The organism is Pseudomonas sp. GNP014 (genome assembly GCF_054344005.1).
Genome location: NZ_JBTGUS010000001.1, coordinates 4,349,833 through 4,373,448, shown reverse-complemented (window position 1 = coordinate 4,373,448; position 23,616 = coordinate 4,349,833). Strand labels below are relative to the sequence as shown.

Below are 23,616 nucleotides of genomic sequence, written 5' to 3'. Positions count from 1 at the left end.
AACATTGGGTCAGGGCAATAGCGGCAGCCATCCATCCTTCTTCTGGCCAAGAATACAAGCAGCGCTGAAACGATGCAGTAACTGATAGGTACATTTTGCAAAGAAATCAGCTGAATTCACCCGCCGCGCTCCGCATTCACGCCGGGTCCACCGCCTCGATCACGCCCTTGTCCTCGCCCAGGAAGCCACCGCTTTGATGCGCCCACAGCCGCGCATACACGCCGTTTTTCTCGAGCAGTTCGCTGTGCGTGCCCTGTTCGATGATGCGCCCGTCGTCCATGACGATCAGCCGATCCATCGCTGCAATCGTCGACAGTCGGTGGGCAATCGCGATCACGGTCTTGCCTTGCATCATCTCATCGAGGCTTTCCTGAATCGCCACTTCGACTTCCGAGTCCAGCGCGCTGGTGGCTTCGTCAAGCAACAGGATCGGCGCGTTTTTCAGCATGACCCGGGCAATCGCAACGCGTTGCCGCTGACCGCCGGAGAGCTTGATGCCCCGCTCGCCCACCAGAGTGTCGTAACCAGTATGCCCCTGACGATCGCTCAACTGGCTGATGAACTCATCGGCCTGCGCATTGGCCGCAGCGCGGCGCACTTGCGCGTCGGTCGCATCCGGTCGGCCGTAGGCAATGTTATCGCGAATGGAACGGTGCAGCAGCGAAGTGTCCTGGGTCACCATGCCGATGGCACTGCGCAGACTGTCCTGGGTCACGTGCGCGATGTTCTGGCCGTCGATGCGAATTTCCCCGCTGTCGACATCGTAGAAACGCAGCAGCAGGTTGATCAGCGTGGATTTGCCGGCGCCGGAGCGACCGACCAGACCGATTTTTTCCCCGGGCCGGATGCTCAGGCTGAGGCCGTCGAACACCTGACGCTCGCCGTTGTAGTTGAAACGCACCTTATCGAACGTGACCGCGCCGCCAGTGGTCACCAGCACACCGGCATCCGGTGCGTCCTGGACTTTGGCGCCTTGGGTCAGCGTCGCCATGCCATCCTGAACAGTGCCGATGCTTTCGAACAGCGAAGTCATTTGCCACATGATCCAGTTCGACATGCCATTGATGCGCAACGCCATCGCGGTGATTGCCGCCACGGCACCTGCGCCGACGTCACCCTGGTGCCACAGCCACAACGCGTAACCGCCGGCGGACATGATCAACGCCACCACCAGAGCCTGGTTGACGATCTCGAACAGACTCACCAGACGCATCTGGCGAAAACCGGTCAACTTGAAATCTTCCATCGCCGCCCTGGCGAAGTGCGCCTCACGGTTGGAGTGCGAGAACAGTTTCACCGTGGTGATGTTGGTGTAGGCGTCGGAGATCCGCCCGGTCATCATCGACCGCGCATTGGCTTGCTCCTGCCCCACTTTGCCCAGACGCGGCACGAAGTACCACATGGCCAGCCCGAAAAACACGACCCACGCCAGGAACGGCAGCATCAGCTTCAGTGCAAAGCCGCCGGCCAGCGCGATGATCGCAATGAAATACACACCGATGCCGGGCAGGATCTCGATCAGGGTAAACAGCACATCACGCACCGCCAGCGCGGTCTGCATCACCTTGGTGGTAACCCGGCCGGAAAACTCATCGGAAAAAAACGAAAGGCTCTGCCGCAGCATCAGCCGATGGAAGTCCCAGCGCAGGCGCAACGGCAGGTTAATCGCCAGAATCTGGTGCTGCACCATCGTGCGCAACGCCACCAGCCCGACACTGAACACCATGACGATGCCCATGCCCCACAACACTCGACTCTCCTGCACAGCGGCTTCACCGCCGGCCTGCCAGGTCGACAACAGATCCACGACCTGTCCGAGGAAGGAAAACAGCCACGCTTCATAAATCGACACGGCCGCACTGAGCAATGCCAGCGCCAGGACATAACCGCGCGCGCCGCGCGTGCAGGCCCAGAGAAAGCGGGCCAGTCCGTTGGGGGGTGGTGGGACCTCGTCAGGAGGAAAAGGGTCGAGTCTTCGTTCGAACACACGAAGCATGGTGGTCTCCAAAACTTTCAAGTTAAGGGGATTCTGCCATCGAATGGTTGCCGGGAGGTCTTTGTGAAAAAGTGTGAGTTTGCCAAGGGCCGGTGTCGGCGCACAGATCAATAGTCGTCGGCCACGGCCTGAGCAAGCCAGGGCGCAATGCCCTGGCAGATCAAAGTGGTCACTTTTTCTTTTTCGCGGTCTTTTCGGCCTTCTTCGGTTCCTTGGCCTTATCGGGTTTGCTATCGGCTTTTTTGGCAGATTTTTTCGGTTCGACGTCTTTTTTCTTGTCTTTCTTTTCGGAAGATTTTGAAAGCGCCGCAGCCGCCGCAGATTTCTTCGCCGGCGAGGCCTTTTTGTCTTTCAAGTCCTTGCTGGCTTTCGAAGCTTCACCTTTGCTTTTTTTTTCGTCTTTAGCCACGTTGACCACCTCTCGGAGTGTGCCGGTATTGGCACGGTGCCTGCGCGATTGACCACAAGCTGATCATTAGGCGAGCACGTCCCTGAAGCGGTTCAAATTATTTTTCTACACCGCCGTCTCGTCATCCACGGGCAATGAAGCCAGCATCTCGGCGCGGCACACCTGAAGAATCTCATCCGCCAGCGCGGAATCATCCGGACAGGCGCGCGACAGGATAATCGCACCGGCAGCTCGCGACAGCAGGTCGATCATTTTCCGCCGCCCCTGACCCGGCGCGGTATCCGGGCCTGTCGGGTATTTGTCGCCGAGGGTTTGCAGGGTGCGTTCGATGCCTTCGGCAAACGTCGCTTTCACAGCGTCCGGTTGCCGCGCCGCGTCGCCACACAACGCGGCCATGGTGCAGCCGCTGCTGCGTCCATCCCGATGTGCGCGGGTCACATAAACATCAATGAAACCCGCGACATCGAGCGCTTCCGCGCCGGCCAGCGATTTGGCCAGACCGCAGGCCGAGGCTTCGGCCATCAGATCGGCCTTCGATCCGAAATTTTTGTAGAAGCCTCCGTGGGTGAAACCGGCCGCCGCCATGAGATCGGCCACACCGACACCGTCAAAACCGCGCTCGCGGAACAGTTCTGAAGCCGTTTCAACGATGTGCTCTCGATTGGCTTGCGCCTGGGCCTTGGTCACTCTCACGTGCAATACCTCGTGTCCGCTGGGAAATCCTGCGCCGATGATACATAGATGCCGGTCATAATCAAAACCGTTGACAGTTTAGATTTCGATCGTCATCCTAATTGCACGCACCACCGATCTTCATTAACGGACACGGAAGAAACACCAGATGACCGACCCGAAACTGTTCACCCCTTACACCCTCGGTGCGCTCACGCTGTCGAACCGCGTCATGCTTGCGCCGCTGACACGCAACCGCGCCGGCCACGGCTTTGTACGCAGCGAGTTCGCGGCCCTGCGCCAGCCCTTCAAAAACACCTACATCGGCAACAACGGCTACGACCTCGACCTGGCGACAGCGCGGCGGGCTACATCGACTACCCGACGCAGGCTGAATCGAGCACTACCGCGCGCTGAGCAATCCCTGATCGCGTTTTCTGTTTCTCCCATCCTGAAAGAGAGATGAACCCATGAACACTCGCCCTACTGTTTTGATCACTGGCGCCTCCACCGGCATTGGTGCCGTCTACGCCGATCGCTTCGCGCAACGCGGCCACGATCTGGTCCTGGTCGCCCGTGATTTGGCGCGCCTGGAGGCCCTTGCCACCCGGTTGCGCCGTGAGCACGACGTCGCCGTCGATATGATTGCGGCGGACCTGACCCAAGCCAGCGATCTGGCCACGATTGAGTCCCGTCTGCGTGATGACGCCCGGATCGGCATCCTCGTCAATAACGCCGGCGCCGCGCTGTCCGGTCAGTTCATTGACCAAAGCACCGACAAGGTTGCGCAATTGGTCGCCCTCAACACCACTGCGCTGGTGCGACTGGCCAGCGCCATCGCTCCACGCCTGGTAAAAGCCGGCGACGGCGCGATCATCAACATCGGTTCGGTGGTGGGTCTGGCGCCGGAGTTCGGCATGACGGTCTACGGTGCGACCAAGGCCTTTGTGCTGTTCCTTTCCCAAGGCCTGAGCCTGGAACTCTCGCCACAGGGCGTCTACGTGCAGGCCGTGCTGCCGGCCGCCACCCGCACGGAAATCTGGGATCGCTCCGGCGTCGACATCAACACCTTGACCGAAATCATGGAAGTGGGCGACCTGGTGGATGCCGCGCTGGCCGGTTTCGATCGTCGCGAACCGGTGACCATTCCGCCCCTGCACGAAGCAGAACGCTGGGATGACCTGCAGACCGCACGGCAGGCCCTGCTGGGGCAGATCCGCCAGTCTGCAGTTGCCCAGCGCTACCAGACGCCACAGTGACCCCCAAGTAGCGAACACCCGTACCGGATTCGATGCAGGCGCCCGCAGCACTGCATTGAATCCGGCTCTCTGTTCGGAGAAGACATGTCGCCCATAAACACTCATAACCCCGCCGCTGCGCAGACGTCGTTCATCAACGCGGCAAACCTGTCGATCAGCGTCAATGGCGTTCCTTTCGCCTATCGCGACGTCGGTCCCAGGACAGGTGTGCCGCTGGTGTTGTTCAACCATTGGGGCGCAGTGCTGGATAACTTCGATCCCGCGATCATTGATGGCCTGGCTCAGACACGACGCCTGATTGCCACCGACTATCGCGGCATCGGCGGCTCAGGCGGAATCGCGCCAGTCACGGTCGGCGAAATGGCTGACGATGCCCTTCAACTGATCCGTGCGCTGGGGTTCGAGACGGTTGATGTGCTCGGTTTCTCCCTCGGAGGCTTCGTCGCCCAGGACATCGCCTTAAAGGCACCGGAGCGGGTGCGCCGCTTGATCCTCACCGGCACCAGACCGGCCGGCGGCAGCGGTATCGACGAAGTTGGCCCGGTGTCGTGGCCATTGATCCTCAAAGGCTTGCTGACGCTGCGCGATCCCAAGTTCTACCTGTTCTTCACTTCGACGCCCAACGGCCGCCGAGCCGCCGCGCAGTACCTGCAACGCCTGAAATCGCGCAAAACCAATCGTGACAAAGGCCCGACACCCGGCGCTTTCCTGCGGCAATTGAAAGCCATTACCGCGTGGGGCAAACAGGCGCCGCAAGACCTCGGACGTTTGCAAACGCCGACGCTGATCGTCAACGGCGACACCGACATCATGGTGCCCAGCGTTAACTCCCATGCGCTGGCCCAGCGTATCCCCAACTCACAACTGGTGATTTATGAGGATGCCGGCCACGGCGGGATTTTCCAGCAGCACCTTGATTTTGTGACCAAGGCGTCGGCGTTCCTCGATGCCTGACAACGCGGCGCCACGACATCGCAACTACGCTCCCTGCAACCGACAAGAGCCACACCGCAATGAAAGCATTTCTGATTGATCGCTATGGCCAGAACGGCGGGCGTATTGGCGAAGCACCGGCCCCTGTGGTGGGCGCCCATGACGTCCTGATCGAGGTGCACGCCAGCAGCATTAACGTGCTGGATTCGAAGATCCGCAAAGGCGAATTCAAGCTGATCCTGCCCTACTCGTTTCCGTTGATACTGGGCAACGATCTGGCCGGCATCGTCGTTGACGTGGGTTCAGCGGTGACCCGCTTCAAGCCGGGAGACGAAGTTTACGCACGCCCACCAGAAACGCGGATCGGCACGTTCGCCGAATTAATCGCCGTGAACGAAGAAGCGATTGCACTGAAACCTGCCAATACTCACATGGCACAAGCCGCGTCCATCCCTTTGGTGGCACTGACCGCCTGGCAAGTGCTGGTTGAAACCGCCCGACTGAAAAAGGGCCAGAAAGTGCTTATCCATGCCGGATCCGGCGGCGTCGGCACCGTGGCCATCCAGCTCGCCAAACACCTTGGGGCCTTTGTCGCCACCACCACCAGCACCGCGAATGTCGAATGGGTGAAAGCGCTGGGGGCCGATCAGGTGATCGACTACACACAGCAGAACTTCGAAAGCGTCCTGCACGACTTCGACGTGGTATTGAACAGCCTTGGTGCCGATGTGTTGGAGAAATCCCTCAAGGTGCTCAAACCGGGAGGCCAGCTAATTTCCATCTCCGGGCCACCCACTGCGCAGTTCGCCCGGGAGCAAGGGTTGTCCTGGCCTTTGCAACAAGTCATGCGCCTGCTGAGTTTCAGTATCCGGCGCAAGGCACGCCAGCGGGACGTCAGCTACGCATTCGTCTTCATGCGGGCCAATGGCGCGCAACTGCAGCACATCACCGCGCTCATTGAGGCCGGCATCATCAAACCGGTGATTGACCGCACCTTCCCGTTCGAATCAACAGCTGAGGCGTTGCAATACGTCGAGCAGGGCCGCGCCCAGGGCAAGGTGGTGGTGACGATGAAATGACCAGGCCGTGTGTTGATGAGCCAAGCGCAGAGGCCGCACAACGATTGCCGCTTCGGCCTTCGTCATCCGAAGCTACTTTGCCAGCGTTGAGTAAAAAGGATGAGCAGCTACCGGAGGCGGTATCGGTTGAAGCACCAGTGATTCTCTGGCGCAGTCTGATGCTTGAACAATAGGTTCTGACCGTTCCCGAGTCGCTGTGAGACCTACACGTCGCGACGAGCAAACCTGCCGTGCCTTCGCATGAGTGGTCTGCGGGGCTGGATTCGCTCTGAGGCATCATTGACTATAGCCATCGCTGGCGCTGCCGTACCGACCGTTTAGAAGAGCTCGGTTTCACCCTGTACCAAGGCGCGTAAACGAACCAAGGGCGAACTCAATGAATCGTACCGACCATGTCTGCCTGATGGCGACTTATAACGAATGGATGAACGCAAATATTTATGAAGCGGCCAAGCGCTTGTCAGATGAAGAGCTTTCACTGAATAGAAACGCATACTTCGGTTCTATTATCGGGACGCTGAACCACTTGGTGGCGGGAGAACGTTATCTGGCTGCAGCGATTCGCCGGGCACCCAGCGAACTACTCGGTTCTGGAGCCGATTCAGCAACTTCCTGCCCCGAAAAGTCTCAACCAGCTGACGTTCTCAAACATCCGCGATTTGTCGGCTCATCGGATATGGCTCGATAGAGTAATTGTGGAGTGGTCTCGCTCCATTACAGAGGCACATTTAGATGACACCCTGATTTACACAAACATGGCAGGGACACCCGCAGACAAAAGTTTCTTTGGTTTGCTCATGCACTTCTTCAACCACCAGACTCATCATCGCGGGCAAGTCTCTACCTTGCTTTCACAAGCGGGTGTCGACATCGGTAATACAGATCTGGTTCTCCTCATTCCATCCAAACCCTGAATACAGTAGAGAGTCCAGGTGCTGGATCGGGTTTCGTCCCATTTGATTGGAACTGCCAAGCAGAGCGGCCATGCAAGATGGTGCCGAGTGCCGAGTGACGGCAATCGGCCAAAAGCGAACGTTGGCGAGTGACCGCTTTCGACCCGAAGCGGACATTACTAAAGCGTGTTGAGTCGTGCCTCAGCCGTTCCGGTTTCGAGCTATTGCGTTACTTGCGACAAAGCATGAATGACATCCGCAACCATCTTTTCGGCACTGTTCATCCCGTCAATCCGTAAGACCGGAGCGGTCTGCTCTGATAGCCACGCCTCGTGCCACGCCCGGTTGTGTCCTGAAAAGTTCGGATCGTCATACTGCGAAGCCCATTCCCGAAAGGCTACATGTATCTCATGCATGTCACCGCCCGGTGCTATCCGATCTCCAAAACGCTCCTTTTCACGGGCGGCCAGCCGTTCAAGGCGAGTGAGTGTTGGAGTTACAACGAAAACAATCAGATCGACATCGGTAATCAGCGCTTCTCCCCAGACCATACAAGAACCGGTCAGCACCCAATCGTCATCACCGAGCTTTTGCTTCATCAATGACACGCGCTCACTGGGAGTTCGTTTGGTCGTAAAAGGAGGGTCAGTGGGCATCCAGAAGTAATCATCGACATCGACCTGGCGTACACCGAGCAGAGTTGCGACGTTTTGACCCAAAGTAGTCACGCCCGCACACGAAGCACCTGTAATGTAAATCCGCAATTTTTCCTCCATGAATACAAGTCTGTTTCGAGGCAGGCAATATATCCCTTACTCGATTGGGTCTCACTCTTTTCTGGGCTGCAAATGACTGCTTCTGGCCGAAAACAGTCTGTCGTGGCAGGCAGAGATCGGCTCAGAGTGTGTAAAAACACTTTCGTATCTGGGATGCCTAAGCCCAGCGCTCTCGGGCGAGGCGGTTTCGGCTGGAATGACGCCATCAAAACCCAGCTTTGCCAGGTTGAGTTCATCGACGAAAACGTCAACCACGGGCAGCGGATCGGTGCCGCTTGAACAACTACCACAAGACACGCCAAGGCATATCTTGTGATTTCCGTTGGGTCGTGGGGTTTGGACAGGACCGTCAGCGGGCGCTGTCGATGATTTGGCCTCCGTCCGGCGTGAGACTGTATCCCGTCAAAAACTGCGCATCCTTGCTAGCGAGAAACAACACCACCGGCGCAATATCCTCTTCCGGTGATCCATAACGGCCAAGTACGTTAGTGGGTGCAGGCACATCGACCGCTGCTTCCCAAGTGTCAGCGACCGGCATGACATTGTTGACAGTGATCTTGTCAGCGCCCCACTCCCTGGCCGCCGAGCGAGTCAAGGCACGTACCGCCTCCTTTGCCATGTTGTAAGGCGCGTAGCCCTGCATGCCAACGACACCAGCCAGAGAAGCGAAATTGATAACCCTGCCCTCACCACTGGCTTTGAGATGGGGATAGCACGCCTGCATCGTTCGCAGATAAGCAATGGGCCCCATTTCGAAATTGCGCTGCAACTGCTCGGCTGACAGCTCGACCACCGATGAAAACACCACCGAGGGATCGAAAGCATTATTCACCAGTATGTCGATCCGCCCATAGGCAGTCATCACCTTGTCGACAGCGGCAGTAATTTGATCAGGGTCAGCGATATCGCAAACGATTCCGAGGGCGGCGCCGCCAGCGGCCTGGATATCGGCAACCACCTGATCGACATTTTCAGCCGTGCGCGAAACGACCGCGACTTTCGCACCCTGCATCGCGAAAAGTCTGGCGGTAGCTCGGCCGATACCACGACCGGCGCCGACGATAATCGCAACTTTTCCACTGAGTCGAGTCATGGCGATCTCCATTATTTGAGAGTTGTCTGGACGACCGCTGACGGCGGTGCGTACGGCGACGGATATTCGCGAACAGCGTTTTGTGTCACGAAGGAGGTGGCCAGGAGAATGAGTCCCAAGGCTGCCGGGATAGAACCTTTGGGCTTGTGAACACCCAGGTGCGCTGAAGCTGAAAGCAGCAGGTGATAAAACATGCCGGCATAAGCGAGATCACTGAGTGCGGCATTGAAGCGCCACAAAATCGCGGCGGGCCCCAGTATCTTGACCACGATCATCAAAGGCACAAGGTGGGAGGCTGAATAGCCCAACTCCGCTTGTGCGCTTCGCACATAGTCTCCTTTGGCGATGTACATCAAGGCCGAGGCCAGATAGAGCAGCGAAAGCAGGATCGTGCTAATCCAGTAAATATAATGTTCGATCATTTGGTTTTCCCAAGCAGGTATTGTTACGTCGACTTAGGGCAAATATCTCGTCTAACATGAAAACCCACAAGTAGGATGAAAAACCGGTACTTAGTATGGAAAACCAGACTAATGATGAAGAGCAGATCAATATGCACGAGGAAATGCGGCGTGCATTTTCGCTACTTTCAGGCAAGTGGAAGCTGGAGATAATGTGGCTGCTAAACCAGCGGATTTATCGTTTTGGGGAACTGCGAAAGGCGATTAACGGCGTCACCCAACACATGCTGACAGCACAACTTCGGGAGCTTGAGAACGATGGCCTGATCTCGCGAACAGTCTTCGCAGAAGTGCCCCCGCGTGTTGAATATGAAATGACAGCAAAAGCACGTGCACTCGGGCCGACGATGGAGGCGCTCGCTAAATGGTGGAGCGAGTACGGCAAAAGCGTGCCGGTGAAGCCTGTCTCACGCGGCCGCAAAGTAAAAAAAACCTAGGCGGGTCAGAGACGTATTTGAGTCGATCTTTGCTCAGCCTGAAAGGCTGCAATGGGTCCAGGCTGAGCATCTCTTCGGGACGCTCAAGCAATGTGAGCTGTTTTAACTGTTATTCAAAGCGTCCTGACGTGGATTCAGCCCCCTGCCCTGATCAGCGCCCGGGACACTTCAAGACTTCACCACGGGCAGCGCCGCAACGGATAATGTCGCGCACGTCCGGGTTTTTAAAGTAGTCGACGTGCGCATGCTCGGGGCTCTCCATGATCAGGAGCTTGGGTGCATTTTGCACAAATACGTCCGTTACATCGATTCGCGGCCGTCCTCCCGGTGTAGCCACGGCGTTAGCGTACCAGCGCGGAATGTGCCAGGTGAGCAGATCATTTGTGTCGTTGAATGAGACGATCTGAAGGCGGTAGGATGGTTTTGCGCTGCGCTTTTCTGCGTTTTCCTTCAAATTCGCGAGTTGCAGAAAAACGTTGCCGTAGACTTGCGGCCCTGATGTCGCTTGCGACGAATTCGATTGGCTATCGAGGTCGTCCAGGGGAAACAACTGCCAGAAAAAAGGACGTGCAACGCCATCATTGGAACGTGCTTGCGGCGGTACGTTGGCCAGACCCAGTAATGAAAGCTGATTCGCCATCATGTAAAAAGCAGGCGTGTTGGCGAGCATGTTTTCGATGAAGCCCTGTGCGATTTTGCGCTCTTCCCAAGGTATAGGGTTGGTCATGCTGTCTTTTGTCTGGTCGAGAAGATGAAGGAACATGTCATACGTCATGCGACTGCCCAGGCTGTGGGTTACGAATAAATTCTTGTGTGGGTTGTTTTCAATTGCCTGCGCAGAAGGCCATATACATTTTTCATTGTTGGCCGTAGGGGTGATGGCATGGCAAATCCCCTCTGCAAGCCCGCGCACCATTGTCTCGCCATAGGTGCCTGTATAGACAATCGCATCGGACAAGTTGCGGTCAAAAACCTGTTCTTTGATTGTTTTATCAAGCCAGAGCCTTGGGGGCGCCTGTACCGTTGAAGGAATTCTCGGATCGGGAAGTTCAATGCACGGTTCGCGATGTTTATCTTCGAAAACAGAGGGCGAGTCATATCCAAGCTGATTGCTTTTCAACCAGCGGGTCAGCGGGGACCAGGTAATTTCTATCGCCTCTACGCTCACTGTATTTGCCCTGTCGGGCAATGTCAGTGAGTAACGTCTTTTGAGGACGTTCACCCCTGAGTGCGGGTCTTCATTTCCTCCCATATAGACGTTTACATTGATGAAATCAGCCGCTGCGATTTTGTCGGATACGGGTTTCAACCCCATCGCTTCAGCATTTTTGTCATTCAACCAGCCTTCAGGACCAAGCGCGTAACCAGGACAGTGATCACCTACACCATGAACAAAAAACAGCCTCACGGGGGTGTTGTCAGGCAGCAGTTCCTGTAACGGTTTTATCTGGCCCGGAGAGTTATCGCTAGCATTGTAGATAACAGGGGCGGACGAGCATGCGCTCAAACTCAATAGGATAATTACACAGAGCACGCGGGGAATATTCATCTTCGGACTCCTTGCCTATGGATGTCGCTATCCACTCAGGGCATAGAAATCCTGCAGCTTTGAAGCTGGCAGAGCGCGCACCGATGCCCATGTTGAGGTTAGGTGTAAATGGCCTGGCTGCAACCCGCGTTCTGACAATCGACGACTTGATCAGTCCGCAGCACGGACACCATCGTGCACATGGGCGGTGACGAATTTATCGTTCTACTGCCGGACCAGTTGTGTGACGAGGACGCTGTACCGGTGGCCGAACGCTTGATGGCCAGCATTACCGGCCCCAACTGCGTCGTTCGATGGCGGTGCTCTACAAATTTCCGTTGTTTGAGTTGCATCGCCCTCGGCATGTCAATTCGTGCGCAGGGTTTACCGTCGAAGCAAAGGCAGGATATTGGTTGCGATAGGTATATTTTCTGTTTCCATACATTCTCGACAGAATATTAAAACCTTCGCTACCGGTATCTACTCTTACGGAATTCCTCAGTAAATGCCTGATCGTCGCGTCATAGGCACTCGCGTGCCACTCGGCAAGCCAGGCGGCGCGATGAGTGGCACTGCAGCCAAGATCGTCGAATAACAACTGCGCCATTTCACCTGCCGGTTGTGTTTGTTCCACACCATGTCGCGCTTCAATCAAAGAAGGCAGGCTCCAGTACCTCACTGCTGTCACCTGGTCGCTGCCCGCGACATCCCATGAGTAATAGAACGTTGAAAGTTGCGACTTCAATCTGACGATATAGTACTGGCCATCTTGCGCCGCAACCGTTGTAGCCAGGGGCTGGATGCTCAGAATGTCGATCGGTTGCATGAGTTCTTCCCGGGCCTCTCGCTCGATGACTTGTTGATCCGTCTCCCGGACATAACCCAAGGCCGTTATTCGCAGATCTCTTGCTCCGCCGACGCAGATAGGAACAGGCAGTATATAAGCGCCAGCGTTGTACTGACGCCCGACAGGAACATAGATTCCGCATCCGTTGTTGGCTTCTATCACCCCATATACCCGGGGTGAGTTGCCCCCTTCGTAGGCTGCATCGAAGACAATTTCGCCGTTGACGTCATGGGCCTTGAACAGGCCCCATTTATTTCGGGAAAAGACGTTGGTGGGAACAGCGACCAGTGGGCACAGTCGTTGTTTCAATGCGCTGACATTGCAGAAATTCATGAGCATTTCCCGTCCTCCCTGACATGGCCGGTACAAACAGGGTAGTCAGCTTTTTCTCTATTTCAACTCCAGGTCAAAGGGCGGACAGGCTGCACAGCCATGTAAAGTCTGCTCCTGAAATCCAGTCAGGCTGTGGGAATGTGCGGTCTTGAAGCTATGACCGCAGACTCCCCCTGCATCGGCGCCACAACTTACAGATACCAGCGATACTCCCGCGCACTGATCTCTTGCATAAATGCCAGATGATCCTGCCGTTTGTTCTCGCAATACACATCGACAAACTCAGCGCCCAGCCCTTCGCGCAACTGCGCCTGAGACTGCATCGCCCTCACCGCTTCAAACATTTCCGTTGGAAAGCCGATCCCGCTGTTGCGATCTTCATTCAACGGTGCAATTGGCTCCTTGCCCGACTCCAGCCCATGCTCCAGTCCCAGCAGAATCGCCGCCAACACCAGATACGGATTGGCATCTGCTCCCGCCAGTCGATACTCGATGCGCAGGTTCTTCTCGTCCGACTCGGGAATGCGCAAGCACGCATCACGGTCCTCGAACCCCCAACTCGCTTTGGTCGCCGTGTTCACCGTACCGCCCAGACGCCGCATCGCATTCTGGTTCGGCGCGAAGATCGGCATGCTGTGCGGCAACAGTTCCAGGCATCCGGCCACCGCATGGCGTAGCGGTTGTTGTTGATTGGCCGCCAACAGATTGTTGCCCTCGGCGTCGTACAGGCTGACATGCACATGCATGCCACTGCCCGGATGCTGCAAGTACGGCTTGGCCATGAAACTGGCGCGGTAGCCGTGTTTGAGCGCGACGCCACGGGTGCTGCGGCAGAACAACGCGGCCCAGTCGGCGGCACGCAAGCCGTCGTCGAGGTGGCCGAAGTTGATTTCGAACTGACCAGGGCCGAGTTCGGCGGTGATGACCGTGGCGTCGATACCTTGGGCGCGCGTCGCTTCGACCATTTCATCGAGCACCGGGGCGAAGCGTGACAGGCGTTCGATGTGCATGTTCGGCTGGTCATCGGCGTCGTCGGTCAGGTCGTCGCGGGGGAATTGCGGCAGGCCGTTGCGCAAGGTCTTGTCGAACAGGTAGAACTCCAGTTCGAACGCCACCACCGGATGAATGCCTTTACGCGCCAGGCGATTGAGCACTTGCGCGAGGACTTCGCGGGGTTCGAATTCGATTGGCTTTTCGGTGCCGTCCGAGGTGATCAGCATCTGCCCCAGCGGCTGCGCCTCCCAGGTCACCGGTTTCAGTGTGCCCGGCACCAGGCGGCGCACGGCGTCCGGGTCGCCGTCGTTGAAGCAGTAGTCGCCAATCTTGAACAGGCCGCCCTGGACGCCGAGCAAAACGCAATTTTGTGGCAGTTTGAGGGCACTGCCCGCAGCAACCTTTGCGAGCATGTCCACGGGGTAACGCTTGCCGTAAAAATGCCCGGGAATGTCCAGCGAGATCAAGTCGACATAACGGACCTCGGGGTAGCGTTGGCGAAACGCCCGAACTTCGGCGAGCAGGTCAGCGCAGACAGCGTCCATCGTGTTCATCCTTTGTGGTTATCAGGTGTAGACCCAGAGCACGCGGGTCAGGTGCTCGGTGAGGTTGCCGTAACGGCAACGGGTGTGACTGTCGAATTGAAAGCTGTCGCCGGCCTTGAGTGTGACCGGGTCTTGATCGTCGCCCAGCCACAACGTCAGTTCGCCTTCGAGGACGTAACCGCCCTGCTCCGAGCTGTCGGTCAGATGGCGGTCGCCGCTGCTGGCGCCGGCCTCAAGGTGACTTTCGAGCATGGAGAATGATGCGCGGATCTGCGGCGACACCAGAATGTCGGTGATGCCGTTGGCGAAATACAACGTGCGCCGCTCATCCGGCCGGGTGACCCACGGCAGTTCCTTGGGCTTGGGCAGACTGTAGAAATAGGTGGTCGGCACGCCGAAGGTTTCGCTGATCGCCGTCAGGTCCGCCACCGTCGGCCGTGACAGGCCGCGCTCCACTTGCGAAAGGAAACCCACGGAGCGGCCGATCTTGTCGGCCAGCTCCTTGAGGGTCCATTTCTTGTGCTTGCGCAGGTCGTGAATCAGGATCGCCAGCGCCGCGATTTCTTCTTGCTTGTCCATCACAGGGATTCCAGGTCAGAGGCTGTCGCGCAGTCGGTACCAGGCCTTGCCGATCGCTTCGAGCGGCGCCGCGAGGTATTTGCCGCCGGGAAAGCTGCCATTACTCAAGCCTTGATACAACGCCAATTCATCCGCGTTGCCGAGGATCGCGTCGGACACTGCACGAGCGGCAGCCAGTGTCGGCAGCACACCGTGGCCTGAATAGCCTTGCAGCCAGTAACGATTGCGCTCGCCGCCGACATCCGGTGTGCGTTTGATCGTCAAGTCGATATGACCGCCCCAGGCGAACTCGATATCGACACCCGTGAGTTGCGGGAACACCCGTTGCAGGAACGGTCGGGTGGCTGCCGCGATGTCTTTGGGCATGCCGCCGAGATAGGTGCAGCCACCACCGAACAGCAAACGGTTATCCGGGGTGCGGCGGAAGTAGTCGAGGACGAACTGGTTGTCGGTCACGCAGACATTGCCTGGCAGCAACGCCGTCGCTTGCTCCGGCGTGAGCGGTGCAGTGGCGACTTGATAGGTGCCCACCGGCAGGATGCAGCTCGACAGTTGTGGATCGAGTTGATCAAGGTAGGCGTTACACGCGAGGACCAGCACATCGGCGCGAACCGATCCGTGCTCGGTGTTGACCCGCCAGCCTGTGCCCTCCTCCTGATAACTCAAGGCTTTGCTTTGCTCGTAGAGGCGGCCACCGGCGCGCTCGATCGCCATCGCCAGACCCGACGCCAGTTTCAGAGGATTGCGGTGCGCGCCTTCGGGGTCATACAGCCCCGCCTGATAACGCTCGCTGGCCACCCATTCCGGCAACTGTTCACGCGGGATGAACTGCAGCGCATCGTGGCCCCACTTTTGGCTGGCCTCCTCCTGCCATTCAGTGAGCAGACTGACCCGACGCGGCATCACCGATGTCCACAAATGCCCGGGTCGATAATCGCAGTCGAAACCATGTCGCCCAGGCAACTCGCGTAATTCCCGAGCCGCCCAGCGCATGCCGTCCCACAGCCGTCTGGCCCGCTCACGCCCCAGCGCGGCTTCCAGCGGCGGCATGTCGCACGACCAGCCAAGAATCGCCTGTCCGCCGTTACGCCCCGAGGCCGCCCACGCGACGCGACTGGCTTCCAGCAGCGTCACGCGCTTGCCGGCCAGCGCCAGACGCAATGCGGTGTGCAGGCCGCTGAAACCAGCGCCGACGATCACGATGTCGGTGTTTTGATCGCCCTGCAGCATCGGCCGATCGCGCAGGAGATCGGCGCAACTGTGGGCGTAATAGCTGTCGACGTGCTGGCTGGATTGCAGAAACATGCGCGGCCTCATGAAATTTATTTCTTATAATTTCATGAAAATCTACAGAATAAATTTCACGCCAGCAACTCAAAAAGTGCAGCGGCAGATCCGGGATCGGGCCATTTTCAGGTTGCTAAGTTGCGAGAGCGGACCAAGGCGTGCGGATGGCCGAGGTGTTTTCAGGGACGCTTCTTATCGGGACAGGAGACCTGTTAACCGCCCGCAACGCGCAAATGCTTCAAGGCATTACAAAGGCAGTTCGACCCGCGCGATCAGACCGCCGCCGCTGCGGTTGCTCAACGTCAACGTCCCCCCCTGCTCCCACACGATCGCCCGCGCGGCGGACAGCCCCAGCCCGACGCCGCCGGTGTTACGGTTGCGCGAGGTTTCGAGGCGAAAAAAAGGATCGAAGACCTTTTCCAACGACTCTTCAGCAATGCCAGGCCCCGTGTCACTGACTTCGATACTGACCAGGCGCTCGTTCGCGCGAAGTTCGATGCGCGGTTGTTGCGCATATTTTTCGGCGTTTTCCAGAAGATTGACAATCACTCGCTTGATACCCAGCGGCCGCCCCTCATAAACCAGATGCGCGGGCCCCTCAAAGTCAACGCTGATGTGTTGATCGCGGTAGTCATCGACGATCGTTTGCAAGAGTTCCGACAGATCGAATGCAGTGGTCTCCTCGCGGTGCGTGTCTTCACGGAAGAACGCCAGCGCCGCGTTGATCATCGACTGCATTTCTTCGATATCGCGGATCAGCTTGCCCTGGTGATCGAGGTCTTCCATGAATTCGCTGCGCAGGCGCATACGGGTCAGCGGTGCGCGCAAGTCATGGGAAATCGACGCCAGCATGTGCGTGCGTTCGCTGATGTAGTGCTGAATCTGCGCCTGCATGGTGTTGAAGGCGATGATCACCTGGCGGATTTCGTTCGGGCCTTCGATCTTGATCGGCGGCGCGCGCAGATCACCGCCGAAACGGCGCGCGGCGCTGGCGAAACGCTGCAGCGGTTGGGCCAGTTGGCGGGTGGCAAGCCAGGCCACCAATACCGTGGCAATCAGGCCCAGGGCGATGATGATCGCGATGCGTGTGCCGATGTCCAGTCCCCAGGAGCGCTCGCGTGAAGCGAACAGCAACCAACTGGCATCCGGCAGTTGAATCAGCGCCGCGTAGCGGGCCAGCGGACTGCCGCTCGGCCAGTCCGCTGGATTGAACACCTGAATGTGTCGATTATCGCCCAACAACTGATGCAGCACCGACGCCTTGTTCGCGATGAGTGGCGTACCACCCGCCGGCAATCCGAGTTCGGCGCGTTGCGCACTCCACGTCACTTCCTGGGTCGGGCCACTTGCCGCTTGGGCCAGTTGCCGGCGTAAAGGTGCCGGTGCGGCTTCGATCACTTTGACGGTGGCGGCAATCTGCTCCAGCAACCCGGTGCGTTCAATGGGCGGTCGCGCCCAGGTCCCCGCCACCTCGACGAACAGGAAATTCAGCGCCAGCGAAGCGAGCATGGCCGCGACAATGGTCAGGGCAATCCGCCGACTCAGCGGGTCGCGCTGCAGCCACCGGCGGATCATGAGCGCGTGACCTTGGCGGTGAACATATAACCGCCGTTGCGCACCGTGCGGATCAGGTCCGGGCGTTTGCTGTCCGGCTCGATCTTGCGCCGCAAACGGCTGACCTGCACGTCGATGCTGCGATCGAACGCGTCATGGCCCTGGCCACGGGACAGGTCGATCAGTTGCTCTCGGGTGAGGATGCGCTGCGGGTGATCGAGAAACACCACCAGCAGATCGAACTCGCCACCGGACAGCGGAATCATCACGTTTTCCGGCGAGCGCAGCTCGCGGCAAGTGATGTCCAGATGCCAACCGGCGAAGGCGATAACCGGGCGTGAAGATTCCAGCGCCGTCCGCTGTTCTCCGGCCCGACGCTGCAAGGCGCGCACGCGGGCCAGCAGTTCTTGCGGGGCAAAGGGCTTGGTCAGGTAATCGTCGGCGCCGAGTTCCAGCCCGACAATGCGGTCGCTCAACTCGGCCATCGCCGTGAGCATGATGATCGGAATGCCCATCTGCGCGCGTATTTTCTGGCACAGACTCAAACCACCTTCGCCGGGCAGCATCAGGTCGAGAATGATCGTGTCAGGCCGCTGCAGCGCAATCGCCGCCCACATCGCAACGCCGTCGGCGGCGACATCGACTTCGTAGGCGTGCTGGACGAAGAACTTCTTCAGCAAGGCGAGAATTTCCACGTCATCGTCGACGATCAGCAGTCTGCTCACGTTCACAGGATCCTCAGGCCAGAAAAAGAACGCATCTAAAACTATTCCGGCGCCCGGGTCATTTATTTCAATCGGGCAACATTCCTTCGCCCCGGACATCAAGCGGACATCCTGCGGCAAAAACCCTCGGGCACCCTGCAGGCCATCGAAAACAGGGGGGCATTTCATGAAGGCTTTGCACAGCAGGTATACCGCCGAGGGACACGACGCCCGCTATCCGTTGATCCTCAGCCAGCGCACCACCGCACCCGAACCCGATCAGCCGCTGCTGTTTCAGGAGTTCTGCCTGGGCCTGGCGAATGATCAGAGCCGGATTGTCCTGCGCCGCTATTTCGAGCAGTTCGGCCCCACCAGCGCCCAATGGGTCGAGTACGTCCACTCGATTCCGGCCGCCGATCTCATCCACTGGATCATGACCCACGGAACGCTGCACATCGAGTGTTCGGACAACACCGCGCCACTCGCCTCCTCGACCACCGCCCACGACTGAACCTGCGGGCAATAGACGTAAAACAAGGAACTCCATGATCAGAAGCCATTGCTTGATGACGCTGCTGTGTACCGCGTCCCTGAGCCTGTCGGCCTGCAGCAGCAAAACCGTCGAGCCTGAAAAATACAGCGGCTTTCTCCACGATTACAGCGTACTGAGCGAGCACCAGTCGCCATCGGGCCTGCCGGTTCTGGGTTGGGTCAGCCCGGCCCTGGCCCGTGGCCGTTATACGCAGGCCTATCTGGCGCCGAGTCAGTTTTACCCGAGCGCCGAGCCGACTGAACGCATCCCGCTGAGCACGCTCGCCGGCGTAACCGATTACTACGACGCGGCCCTGCGGCTCGAACTGGGCAAGGTACTGAAACTGGTTCCGCACCCCGGCCCGGACACGCTGACGGTCAGACCGGCGATCACCCGTGTGGCCGCCAGCACCCAGGGTTTGCGGTTTTATGAGTGGCTGCCGGTCACCTTGATCGCCGCCGGTGTGAGCAGCGCCACCGGCATCCGCGATCAGGACAGCGAAATCGCCACCGAAGTGTCGTTCGAGGACGGTTCGACCGGTGAAGTGGTCGCCGAAGTCGTACGCAAGGGCACTGGCGTGGCGCTGGAAAACGACCGGCAAGTGCTGACCGCCGATGACGTCAAAGGCGTGCTCGACGGTTGGGCCAATGACCTGGGCAAATCGTACGCGGCGATTCGCAAATAGTGGCGACGGGACTTATCCCGTTCGGCTGCGCCCTCATCACGCTCTGCACTCACAGGGCAATTAATTCGGCGACACCCGGAAAAAATTCAGCGAGCGCTGAATTTTTTCGTGTCTTCTTGTATCAGAGCCAATAAGTCCATGCCATCAAACAGATAGCACCGATACAGCTCAGGTACAGGGAATACGCCACATGACATCCAGCAAACCCGCGGTCAGTCCGATCAGACTGAAAGACATCACCATTGTCGACGACGCCAAGATGCGCAAGGCCATCACCGCCGCCGCGCTCGGCAATGCGATGGAATGGTTCGACTTTGGCGTCTATGGCTTTGTCGCCTACGTGCTCGGCAAAGTGTTCTTTCCGGGCGCCGATCCGGGCATTCAAATGATCGCCGCATTGGCGACCTTCTCCGTGCCGTTTCTCATTCGGCCACTGGGTGGCCTGTTTTTCGGCGCCCTGGGCGACAAATATGGACGCCAGAAAGTCCTCGCGGCCACCATCGTGATCATGTCGCTCAGCACCTTTGCCATCGGCCTGATCCCGTCCTATGCCTCGATCGGCATCTGGGCGCCGATCCTGCTGTTACTGGCGAAAATGGCTCAGGGTTTCTCGGTCGGTGGCGAATACACCGGCGCCTCAATCTTCGTCGCCGAATATGCACCGGACCGCAAACGCGGGTTTCTCGGCAGTTGGCTGGACTTTGGCTCGATTGCCGGTTTCGTCCTCGGCGCCGGCGTGGTGGTGTTGATTTCCACCACGCTCGGCGAAGCGAAGTTCGAGGAATGGGGCTGGCGTCTGCCGTTCTTCCTCGCGTTGCCGCTGGGCATGATCGGCCTCTATCTGCGTCACGCCCTGGAAGAAACCCCGGCCTTCCAGCAGCACGTCGAAAAGCTTGAGCAAGGTGACCGCGAAGGCCTCGCCGGCGGCCCGAAAGTCTCGTTCAAGGAAGTGGCGACCAAGCACTGGCGCAGCCTGATGACCTGCATCGGCGTAGTGGCAGTGACCAACGTCACCTACTACATGTTGTTGACGTACATGCCGAGCTACCTGTCGCACAACCTGCACTACAGCGAAAACCGTGGCGTGCTGATCATCATCGCGATCATGGTCGGCATGCTGTTCGTGCAGCCGGCGATTGGCTTCATCAGCGACAAGATCGGCCGCAAGCCTTTCATCGTCGTCGGCAGCATCGGTCTGTTCATCCTGGCAATTCCGGCGTTCATGCTGATCAATAGCGGCAAGATCGGCCTGATCTTCGCCGGCCTGCTGATGCTGGCCGTGTTGCTGAACTTCTTCATCGGCGTCATGGCCTCGACCCTGCCGGCGATGTTCCCCACGCATATTCGCTATAGCGCCCTGGCCAGTGCATTCAACGTCTCGGTGCTGATCGCCGGTCTGACCCCGACCGCTGTCGCCTGGCTGGTAGAAAGCACCAATAACCTGTACATGCCGGCGTATTACCTGATGGTCATTGCCGTGATCGGCCTGATCACTGGCGTCACCATGAAGGAAACCGCCAACCAGCCGTTGCGTGGTGCTGCGCCGGCGGCTTCCGATCTTGAGGAAGCCAAAGAGCTGCTGCAGGAGCATCACGATAATATCGAGCAGAAAATTGAAGATATCGACGCGCAAATTGCGGAGCTGGAGGACAAGCGCAAGTTGCTGGTGCAGCAGCATCCGCGTATCAACGAATGAGTTGAATTAATTCCCCTTGTGGCGAGGGAGCTTGTCGAATTGTCGTCCGTCCCGCTGGGGGGGGAGCGGCCTTTCTTTCAAAAGCAAGGGTTCGCTGCGCAGTGCAGCGGACGTAAGCGCCCTCGCCACAGGGTTGAGCTATTCAGTTCACTAACATGCCGTGACACATCAAACTCAAAACGCTGCGCATATGCCGCGCATGCGCATCTCTGTCCGGCGTCGCCTCGGTCGCCAGGCGAATAAACGCCACATTCGCATACTGGTTAAACAGCGTCGCCGCGACATTTATGTCGATGGATTCGCGGATTTTACCGACGCGCTGAAAATGCATCAGCAATGCCTTGGTCTCTTCGATCACCGCGGCGTTCCATGGGTCCAGCGCGCGGGCCAGTTCGCCGGTGAACAGGAACGGCGCCAGTTCTCGCCATAGCGAAGCCGGCATCGCTTGCAGCTGGTAGTGAGTCATCAGGCCCTCGAACTCGCACAGCGCCTCCAGTGGATCACTGTCGTCATCCAGATTGGCCCGCGCCTCGCGCATGGCCTGCTCGTCCGGTTGCTTGAGCAGCGCCAGCAGAATCTCCTGCTTACCGCCGAAATAGTTGACCACGGTCGGCGCGGACACGCCGGCCTGCACGGCGATCTGGTCGAGGGTGGTGGCGGCGAAACCATTGCTTTTGAACAGTTCCAGCGCCGCCGTTGCGATGACTTCCCTGCGCTGTTCCTTTTGCCGCTCTCTCGAGTCCGCTCATGTTGCCTCTGTTGATCCTTGCCAATGGCCCTCAGCCTACGGATATCTTTTTTCACCGACAAATATTTTCTTTACAAAAATATTTTTAAGTGACAAAACTTTACCCGTACACCGCTGGAATGAACGCACCCACTCGTCCCGTTTATCTGGAGATCCGCCATGTCCGCCGAATTCGATCCTGCCCGCAGCACCCGCGATTACCAGGCCGCCGACGCCGCTCACCACATTCACGCGTTCGTCGATCAGAAAGCCCTCAACGAAGAAGGTCCGCGGGTGATGGTCAGCGGTGATCGCCTGGCGTTGTGGGACAACGACGGCAAGCGTTATCTGGACGGCATGTCCGGCCTGTGGTGCACCAACCTCGGTTACGGACGCAAGGATCTGGCCGCCGCCGCGACCGCGCAGCTGGAGCAACTGCCCTACTACAACATGTTCTTCCACACGACCCACCCGAAGGTGATCGAGCTGTCCGAGTTGCTGTTCAGCCTATTGCCGAAACACTACAGCCACGCGATCTACACCAACTCCGGCTCCGAGGCCAACGAAGTGCTGATCCGCACCGTGCGCAAGTTCTGGCAGGTGCTGGGCAAGCCCGAGAAGAAAATCATGATCGGCCGCTGGAACGGCTATCACGGCTCGACCCTGGCCGCGACGGCGCTGGGCGGCATGAAGTTCATGCACGAAATGGGCGGCACCATCCCCGATGTTGCGCACATTGATGAGCCTTACTGGTTCGCCCATGAAGGCGACCTCAGCCCGGAGGAGTTCGGCCTGCAAGCGGCGCGGCAACTGGAAGACAAGATTCTCGAACTGGGTGCCGACAAGGTTGCCGCGTTCGTCGCCGAGCCGTTCCAGGGCGCGGGCGGCATGATCATTCCGCCGGCAACGTACTGGCCGGAAATTCAGCGCATCTGCCGTAAATACGATGTTTTGTTGTGTGCTGACGAAGTGATTGGTGGTTTTGGTCGCACGGGCGAATGGTTCGCCCATCAGACATTCGGTTTTGAACCCGACACGCTGTCGATCGCCAAAGGCCTGACCTCGGGTTACATCCCCATGGGCGGTTTGATTCTGTCGCGGCGTATGGCCGAGGCGCTGGTGGAAAAAGGTGGCGTGTTCGCTCACGGCCTGACCTATTCCGGGCACCCAGTGGCGGCCGCCGTGGCGATTGCCAACCTCAAGGCATTGCGTGATGAAGGCGTGGTCGCGCAGGTCAAATCCGACACCGGGCCTTATTTGCAGAACTGCCTGCGCGAGGTGTTCGGCAACCACCCGTTGGTGGGTGAGATTCAGGGTGTGGGCCTGGTCGCGGCGTTGCAATTCGCTGAAGACAAGGCCAGTCGCAAGCGCTTTGCCAATGAAAACGACATCGCCTGGCGCTGCCGCACGATTGGCTTTGAAGAGGGGTTGATCATTCGTTCGACACTGGGACGGATGATCATGGCCCCAGCGTTGATCGCCACGCGCACGGAGCTGGATGAGTTGATCGACAAGACGCGGATTGCGCTGGATCGTACGGCGCGGGAGTACGGCGTGCTGTGATCGACTGAGGACATATCTGCCTTCTGTGGGCGCAA

22 protein-coding genes and 3 pseudogenes are annotated in these 23,616 nt (G+C 58.4%); 10 read left to right on the top strand and 15 right to left on the bottom strand.

All coding sequences use genetic code 11. The annotated features are described in order from the left end of the window. Positions 1 to 136: 136 nt before the first annotated feature. The 3 genes from ACXX9E_RS19625 to ACXX9E_RS19615 form a co-directional block, all read right to left on the bottom strand. Positions 137 to 1,996 (bottom strand): ABC transporter ATP-binding protein, encoded by a 1,860-nt coding sequence (locus tag ACXX9E_RS19625; RefSeq protein ID WP_340132962.1) that lies wholly within the window; start codon positions 1,994 to 1,996, stop codon positions 137 to 139. Between the two features lie 169 nt (positions 1,997 to 2,165). Next, the gene (locus tag ACXX9E_RS19620) at positions 2,166 to 2,414 is read right to left on the bottom strand and encodes a hypothetical protein (protein WP_123468670.1); all 249 of its coding nucleotides are present in this window, start codon (positions 2,412 to 2,414) and stop codon (positions 2,166 to 2,168) included. A gap of 96 nt (positions 2,415 to 2,510) precedes the next feature. Further along, a complete protein-coding gene (locus ACXX9E_RS19615; protein WP_458555998.1) occupies positions 2,511 to 3,098 on the bottom strand; it encodes a TetR/AcrR family transcriptional regulator in 588 nt (195 codons plus the stop codon). A 148-nt stretch (positions 3,099 to 3,246) separates the two neighbouring features. Here ACXX9E_RS19615 and ACXX9E_RS19610 point away from each other — a divergent pair. The 5 genes and pseudogenes from ACXX9E_RS19610 to ACXX9E_RS19590 form a co-directional block, all read left to right on the top strand. Further along, a pseudogene (locus ACXX9E_RS19610) lies at positions 3,247 to 3,372 on the top strand (alkene reductase); the annotation flags it as partial. 175 nt (positions 3,373 to 3,547) lie between these two features. Beyond that, positions 3,548 to 4,336, top strand: coding sequence for an SDR family NAD(P)-dependent oxidoreductase (locus ACXX9E_RS19605; protein ID WP_458555997.1), 789 nt, complete (start codon positions 3,548 to 3,550; stop codon positions 4,334 to 4,336). Positions 4,337 to 4,420: 84 nt separating this feature from the next. Continuing rightward, positions 4,421 to 5,290 (top strand): alpha/beta fold hydrolase, encoded by an 870-nt coding sequence (locus ACXX9E_RS19600; RefSeq protein WP_458555996.1) that lies wholly within the window; start codon positions 4,421 to 4,423, stop codon positions 5,288 to 5,290. A gap of 59 nt (positions 5,291 to 5,349) precedes the next feature. After that, positions 5,350 to 6,348, top strand: a complete 999-nt coding sequence (locus ACXX9E_RS19595) for an NADP-dependent oxidoreductase (RefSeq protein WP_458555995.1) — start codon at positions 5,350 to 5,352, stop codon at positions 6,346 to 6,348. Positions 6,349 to 6,724: 376 nt separating this feature from the next. Beyond that, positions 6,725 to 7,262: pseudogene (locus ACXX9E_RS19590) on the top strand (DinB family protein). A gap of 200 nt (positions 7,263 to 7,462) precedes the next feature. On the opposite strand, the gene ACXX9E_RS19585 reads toward ACXX9E_RS19590, so the two are convergent. From ACXX9E_RS19585 to ACXX9E_RS19570, 4 genes and pseudogenes are all read right to left on the bottom strand, one after another. Continuing rightward, positions 7,463 to 8,005: a P-loop NTPase family protein gene (locus ACXX9E_RS19585; protein ID WP_458556601.1), complete on the bottom strand. Its 543-nt coding sequence runs from the start codon at positions 8,003 to 8,005 to the stop codon at positions 7,463 to 7,465. Between the two features lie 186 nt (positions 8,006 to 8,191). After that, positions 8,192 to 8,293, bottom strand: a pseudogene (locus ACXX9E_RS19580) (hypothetical protein); the annotation flags it as partial. Between the two features lie 73 nt (positions 8,294 to 8,366). Next, positions 8,367 to 9,110, bottom strand: coding sequence for an SDR family NAD(P)-dependent oxidoreductase (locus ACXX9E_RS19575; protein ID WP_222832928.1), 744 nt, complete (start codon positions 9,108 to 9,110; stop codon positions 8,367 to 8,369). Positions 9,111 to 9,121: 11 nt separating this feature from the next. Then, positions 9,122 to 9,532, bottom strand: coding sequence for a DoxX family protein (locus ACXX9E_RS19570; RefSeq protein ID WP_447807910.1), 411 nt, complete (start codon positions 9,530 to 9,532; stop codon positions 9,122 to 9,124). Positions 9,533 to 9,627: 95 nt separating this feature from the next. On the opposite strand from ACXX9E_RS19570, the gene ACXX9E_RS19565 reads away from it, so the two are divergent. Next, positions 9,628 to 10,008, top strand: a complete 381-nt coding sequence (locus ACXX9E_RS19565) for a winged helix-turn-helix transcriptional regulator (RefSeq protein WP_458555994.1) — start codon at positions 9,628 to 9,630, stop codon at positions 10,006 to 10,008. 151 nt (positions 10,009 to 10,159) lie between these two features. Here the strand turns inward: ACXX9E_RS19565 and ACXX9E_RS19560 are convergent, their stop codons facing one another. The 7 genes from ACXX9E_RS19560 to ACXX9E_RS19530 form a co-directional block, all read right to left on the bottom strand. Next, entirely contained in the window at positions 10,160 to 11,557 is a 1,398-nt protein-coding gene (locus ACXX9E_RS19560) for a hypothetical protein (RefSeq protein WP_458555993.1), read from the bottom strand. 304 nt (positions 11,558 to 11,861) lie between these two features. Then, complete coding sequence (locus ACXX9E_RS19555) at positions 11,862 to 12,722, bottom strand: hypothetical protein (protein ID WP_458555992.1); 861 nt, start codon at positions 12,720 to 12,722, stop codon at positions 11,862 to 11,864. Positions 12,723 to 12,907: 185 nt separating this feature from the next. Further along, on the bottom strand, positions 12,908 to 14,254 hold the full coding sequence (locus tag ACXX9E_RS19550; protein WP_458555991.1) for a glutamine synthetase family protein: 1,347 nt from the start codon (positions 14,252 to 14,254) through the stop codon (positions 12,908 to 12,910). Between the two features lie 21 nt (positions 14,255 to 14,275). Beyond that, positions 14,276 to 14,833 (bottom strand): helix-turn-helix domain-containing protein, encoded by a 558-nt coding sequence (locus ACXX9E_RS19545; RefSeq protein ID WP_123468651.1) that lies wholly within the window; start codon positions 14,831 to 14,833, stop codon positions 14,276 to 14,278. Between the two features lie 15 nt (positions 14,834 to 14,848). Continuing rightward, a complete protein-coding gene (locus tag ACXX9E_RS19540) occupies positions 14,849 to 16,138 on the bottom strand; it encodes an NAD(P)/FAD-dependent oxidoreductase (RefSeq protein ID WP_458555990.1) in 1,290 nt (429 codons plus the stop codon). Between the two features lie 228 nt (positions 16,139 to 16,366). Further along, the gene (locus ACXX9E_RS19535; RefSeq protein WP_458555989.1) at positions 16,367 to 17,695 is read right to left on the bottom strand and encodes an ATP-binding protein; all 1,329 of its coding nucleotides are present in this window, start codon (positions 17,693 to 17,695) and stop codon (positions 16,367 to 16,369) included. Continuing rightward, on the bottom strand, positions 17,692 to 18,399 hold the full coding sequence (locus tag ACXX9E_RS19530; protein ID WP_458555988.1) for a response regulator: 708 nt from the start codon (positions 18,397 to 18,399) through the stop codon (positions 17,692 to 17,694). Before ACXX9E_RS19530 ends, ACXX9E_RS19535 begins: the two co-directional genes overlap by 4 nt. A 166-nt stretch (positions 18,400 to 18,565) precedes the next feature. Here ACXX9E_RS19530 and ACXX9E_RS19525 point away from each other — a divergent pair, with 166 nt between their 5' ends. From ACXX9E_RS19525 to proP, 3 genes are all read left to right on the top strand, one after another. Further along, entirely contained in the window at positions 18,566 to 18,889 is a 324-nt protein-coding gene (locus ACXX9E_RS19525; protein WP_123468646.1) for a hypothetical protein, read from the top strand. A 55-nt stretch (positions 18,890 to 18,944) separates the two neighbouring features. Continuing rightward, positions 18,945 to 19,595, top strand: coding sequence for a DUF3313 domain-containing protein (locus tag ACXX9E_RS19520; protein WP_411353387.1), 651 nt, complete (start codon positions 18,945 to 18,947; stop codon positions 19,593 to 19,595). A 190-nt stretch (positions 19,596 to 19,785) separates the two neighbouring features. Further along, positions 19,786 to 21,291, top strand: coding sequence for a glycine betaine/L-proline transporter ProP (proP, locus tag ACXX9E_RS19515; RefSeq protein ID WP_123468643.1), 1,506 nt, complete (start codon positions 19,786 to 19,788; stop codon positions 21,289 to 21,291). 142 nt (positions 21,292 to 21,433) lie between these two features. Here the strand turns inward: proP and ACXX9E_RS19510 are convergent, their stop codons facing one another. Then, positions 21,434 to 21,973 carry a TetR/AcrR family transcriptional regulator gene (locus ACXX9E_RS19510; protein WP_458556600.1) on the bottom strand — a complete coding sequence of 180 codons (540 nt, stop codon included), beginning with the start codon at positions 21,971 to 21,973 and terminating at the stop codon, positions 21,434 to 21,436. Positions 21,974 to 22,198: 225 nt separating this feature from the next. On the opposite strand from ACXX9E_RS19510, the gene ACXX9E_RS19505 reads away from it, so the two are divergent. Next, entirely contained in the window at positions 22,199 to 23,581 is a 1,383-nt protein-coding gene (locus ACXX9E_RS19505; protein WP_322374509.1) for an aspartate aminotransferase family protein, read from the top strand. Positions 23,582 to 23,616: the final 35 nt, after the last annotated feature.